This is a genomic window from Dysgonomonas sp. 521 (assembly GCF_010501055.1).
GTDB lineage: Bacteria > Bacteroidota > Bacteroidia > Bacteroidales > Dysgonomonadaceae > Dysgonomonas.
Map to the genome: position 1 here is coordinate 1 of NZ_QVMO01000156.1, position 4730 is coordinate 4730.

2 protein-coding genes are annotated in these 4730 nt (G+C 42.6%); both read right to left on the bottom strand.

Features of this window, described 5'->3' with window-relative positions:
• Positions 1 to 313: 313 nt before the first annotated feature.
• Complete coding sequence (locus D0T84_RS21305; protein WP_163309947.1) at positions 314 to 1744, bottom strand: TldD/PmbA family protein; 1431 nt, start codon at positions 1742 to 1744, stop codon at positions 314 to 316.
• A 476-nt stretch (positions 1745 to 2220) separates the two neighbouring features.
• Complete coding sequence (locus D0T84_RS21310; RefSeq protein ID WP_163309948.1) at positions 2221 to 3432, bottom strand: ROK family transcriptional regulator; 1212 nt, start codon at positions 3430 to 3432, stop codon at positions 2221 to 2223.
• Between the last annotated feature and the right edge of the window lie 1298 nt (positions 3433 to 4730).

Genomic DNA, 4730 nt, shown 5'->3' on the forward strand with positions numbered 1-4730 from the left:
AAACTGATGGCTCCTTAATTTATCGTTAACTCTCTCCTATGCAAAGGTAAAAACTATATAAATCTTGTAAAAGATGACCGAGACCGAAGGATTACACAGGAGCGAAGCGTATGTAAATAGCCCGCTAATTAGCTCCGCTGACCGTTGGTTCTACTAGTAAAAATGATAAAATCCATCTAAAAATAGTTATAAAAAAGATTTGCTATAAAATTTAAACAGACTCTTAGAATAATCAGGTAAATCAAATTTTAGACTTGAAGCAAACCGGCTCCATTGATGTGATATCAAGGGAGCCGGTGTTATAATAGGGCGATTACTCTCCACCCACAGTCAGTTTACTCACCAAAATAGAAGGCAACCCCTGCCCTACAGGCACACCCTGTCCGTCTTTGCCGCATGTCCACGCGCCTTCGTCTATTTTCAGGTTGTTGCCTACCATCGTGATGTCGGCAAGAGCCTTAGGGCCGTTACCTATTATATTGATGTCTTTGATCGGTTGTGTCAGTTTTCCGTCCTCAATGAGGTAGCCTGTCTTTACAAAGAAGGTAAAATCTCCCGCGCCTATCTGCACCTGCCCGTTGGTAAAGTTATCCACATATACGCCTTGCTTTACCGAAGCTATAATATCCGCTTCGGGTGTTTCGCCCTGCTCCATATTAGTAACGCGCATACGCGGAAGGGGAGCGTAACGGAACGACTGCCGGCGCCCGTTACCTGTGGGCGCTACATTGTAATGCCTGGCACTGATACGGTCGTGGAGATAACTTTCAAGCACGCCGTCTTTCACAATGTATGTTTTCTGGCTTTCCACACCCTCATCGTCAAAATTGATCGCTCCACGCGCATTTTCGATAGTGCCGTCATCCACTACATTTATATTCGCTGCGCATATCTGTTTCCCCAACCGGTCAGAGAATATAGACACATTCTTACGGTTAAAGTCGGCCTCGAATGTATGTCCTATTGCCTCGTGCAAAAGGATACCCGAACTACCGGCGCCCATCACCACAGGCATTTCGCCACCTTTGGGCTTCACGGCTTCGAACATCAGCGAAGTCTGAGCCACCGATTCTTTTGCCAGAGTCTCTATCAGGTCATCGTTCAGAAATTCGAACCCCTTGCGGTAAGCCCGCGAAGCGGAACCGTTTTCCAGTTTGCCGTCCTGATCCATTGTGCACGAACCGTACATAATGCTCATCGGGCGGTAATCCCATGTAAGTATTCCTTCGGAATTAAAGAACAGGACATAGGATGTAGAATCATTCAGGCTGACAGATGCTTTTATAACCCGCGAGTCTAATTCGAAGATACGGTCATTCAGCCTCTGCACAAACGCCTTTTTGTCGGCTGCGGATATATCCAGCCACGGCTTTTCTATCTTATAGTAGTTTTTGAAACGGCTCTCTTTTATTTCTACCGGCGATGCGGCTTTTAGCGGTATGGAGGCTATACTGGCGGCTGTTTTGGCGGCTTTCAGCAATTCACTTATCCCGGTATTCTCCACATACGCGTAGCCTGTCTGGTCGCCCGACACAACTCTTACTCCTACCCCGAAATCGATATTGGAAGAAGCCCTGTTCACTTCCCCATCGCGCAACGAAATATTGTTGCTGAATGTATGTTCGAAAAAAATATCGGCATAGTCGCCACCTTTACTTAAAGCTTCGTTTATAACCTTGAGCAAGTCATTTTCCGTTACAGAAAAATGTTGAAGTATATTTTGTCTATTTAAACTGTCTATCATTTCTTAACTTGTATTTCTGAATATGTGACAAAAATAGAACATAAATCAATAATATTGCCCTTTGGCTCCGCCTATTTTGCCTCACCTTCGCTTCGGCGATTGCTAATTCTATTCAGGGCGTAATTTCGATAGGTGGATATACGAGGCAAGGCGCTGCCATTGGGGGCGTTGCCCATTTATATCCGGAATGTTTGCGAATTTTATAAGATTCTGTACAATAAATATTTACGTGCAATTTTCGTTTTTTGAAATTGCCTCCACTTTCAAGTGGAGGATAGAGTTATCAGAAGAAAAAGTGACTTTAGTCAAAAATAATGAGCAAAACCAGTTCGGCTAAAGCCTTTACCCTGCCATTATTCACAGCCCACGACTTAAAAGCCGTGGTAAAAAGCCGTGGCAATTGACTAAAATACAGTTATTTGAAATCTTCCGATCATGACTGGGCGTTGCCCATAACCGAACTATGCAGTCAGGGCTTAATGTATTTCAAACAAGCGGGTTCTGGCTAACAGGCACGCGCCGATTACCCCCGCCCTGTCTTTCAGTTTAGAAACAGTGATCGTGGAGTCTTTATTGACCAGATTGAGCGAGTATTTGCGTATGGCTGTTTTTACAGGTTCCATAATGTAGTCTTCGGTCATAGATACCGTTCCGCCTATAATTACCATTTCGGGATTGAAGATATTGATAAGTCCCGCAATCTGTTCTCCCAGCTTCTGCCCTATTTCTTCAACAAGGTCTATACAAAGTACGTCTTCCTTGTTCACCGCCTCTATTATTTCGTCCAGTGTGACAACCTCTTCTTTTTTCACTTTTTTCGAAAGAAGGGACGATGCCCCGTTGTGGATCTGCTCAAACAGGCGGCGGTACATTGCCGAGCCCGACGCTTCGGTTTCCAGGCATCCCTTTTTACCGCAGTGACAGAGTATTTCGTTGTCGTATATTTTCATGTGCCCAAACTCGCCTGCAAAGCCGGATTTTCCGGTATATACCTTACCGTCTATAATAATTCCGATGGCGAGCCCCCAGCTTATATTTACAAAGATGATATTCTTCTCATTGTTTACACATCCCGACAGGTACTCGCCATATGTCATGGCGCGGGTATCATTGTCTATGGTTACCTTGTAGCCGTTCAGCTTTTCGCTGAGTATCTCCGCCAACGGCCTTTCTTCAAAATAGAAAATACTGTAACTATATCCTGCTTCAGGATTTACCCGCCCCGATATATTTACATTGATATTGAGTATCTTATCCTTATTCACGCTTTGTTTGTCTATAAAGGACAAGATCAGTTCGCACAGCCTGTTCATGGCTTCGGGCGTATTTTGCATTTTGTAAGGTATACCCATCTTGAGATCGACTATGTCGCCTTTGAAATTGATAAGCCCGATATTTATAGCAGACTGCTTGATGTCTACGCCTATAAAGTAACCGGATTCAGGGTTAAGCCCGTAAAGATTAGGGTAACGTCCTCCAGTAGTCTCCAGTTTTCCGTAGTCGTTTATATACCCGTCTTCGCACATTTCGCTGATAAACTTGGTGACGGTAGGAATACTCAGATCCAGTTTCTTAGAAAGCTCCGTAATGGTCGAACTCCCGCTTTGGATATAATAATTGATAATATTTTTTTTGATTAAAGCACTTTTCGTGCCCTTTTCTATTTCCTGAAGCAATTGGGTATTCATATTTTTCATTTTTGTGAATTCCTTTTCATATAAGATTTGATAGGAATCATAAATATAAACAAAAATATTATTAAATAAGCAATACTTTCTTCAATTCATTAATATCTGCAGGATAATTCATTCATAAATATAAGAAACTGTTTAAATTTTATTCGTTCAAATTTTTAGAGATGTTTTTTTCTTTCTTGAAACGATAATAGCGGGCTATTTACATACGCTTCGCTCCTGTGACCGCTGGTTGAGTTGAGCGAAAGGAAAAAACAACCTAAAACAGCCTAAAAATGAACGAAGAAAAAGGTATAATAAAATATTCGTATAAAATTTAAACAGTTACTTATATTATTAATGCCAATCAGGATTTGAGAAATGGCTTGAAAAGCCAAATCTTCATAACCGCGGGTCATCGACCTGCGGAAAAAGGATGAGTAATACCAGCTGTCTGAAAGACAGGACATACTGTGTGTCCTGCCGCTTTGGGCAGGGGGAGTGTAATTGTTCCTTGCTGCGTAAGCTACGCTGCGCTTGCATACGGTTATGAAGATTCTGCCTTTCAGGCAGGTGTTGAGCTGCTTTCAACCTCCGATTCGCATTAGTAGTATATAATGCGAATCAAGGGTTGCTTAGGGTTGCAGTATACTATTATAAATCAATCTTCTGTTTTGCAGTCAGAGTTCTAAGTCCACGAAGTGGGCTAATCATGGATAACTACGGGTAAAACCCGTGGAAAAATCGGATAGGGGGAGGCCGTCTCCGTAGGAGGCGAATGGCATTTGTTTTGCTATTTGCCTCCTACGGAGACATGTTTTCCAGCCAGTCCCTGCCACGGGTTTTGCCCGTGGTTATCCACCTTCAGTCCCTTCGGGACAATAAGTTACTGTGTTTTTTACCCTTGATTCGCATAAATATGTAAAGTGGTATTAATGATATAAATCGAGGCTATATTATGTAATAATCTGCGCAGAATTCTCGTCTATCTACACTTCGTTCCGATAGACTTCCACTTCTTTGCCTTACTTTTGGCCAAAGCTCCAAAAGTAAGCAAAAAAGCATTGCGCCCCACTTCGCCGTACGCTTGCTAACGGCGCTGGCTGACGCCTGACGAGCAGGATTTATACCAAGTAAATCTTATACCCTGTCATCCTGAACGATAGTGAAGGATCTCTTTTCTTAAAAGCAATTTGCCTACACGGGATGCTTCGTCCCTACCAATGACGTCATTTAAATTATATCCGTTTTGACAATCATAAAATTGTGTTTTTTAGCTAGTTTACCCATAAGTCTTATTTCGTTAGCATTGA

Coding starts and splice junctions, on each gene's coding strand:
- D0T84_RS21305 (WP_163309947.1), bottom strand. CDS start 1,744: ATGATAGACAGTTTAAATAGACAAAATATACTTCAACATTTTTCTGTA.
- D0T84_RS21310 (WP_163309948.1), bottom strand. CDS start 3,432: ATGAATACCCAATTGCTTCAGGAAATAGAAAAGGGCACGAAAAGTGCT.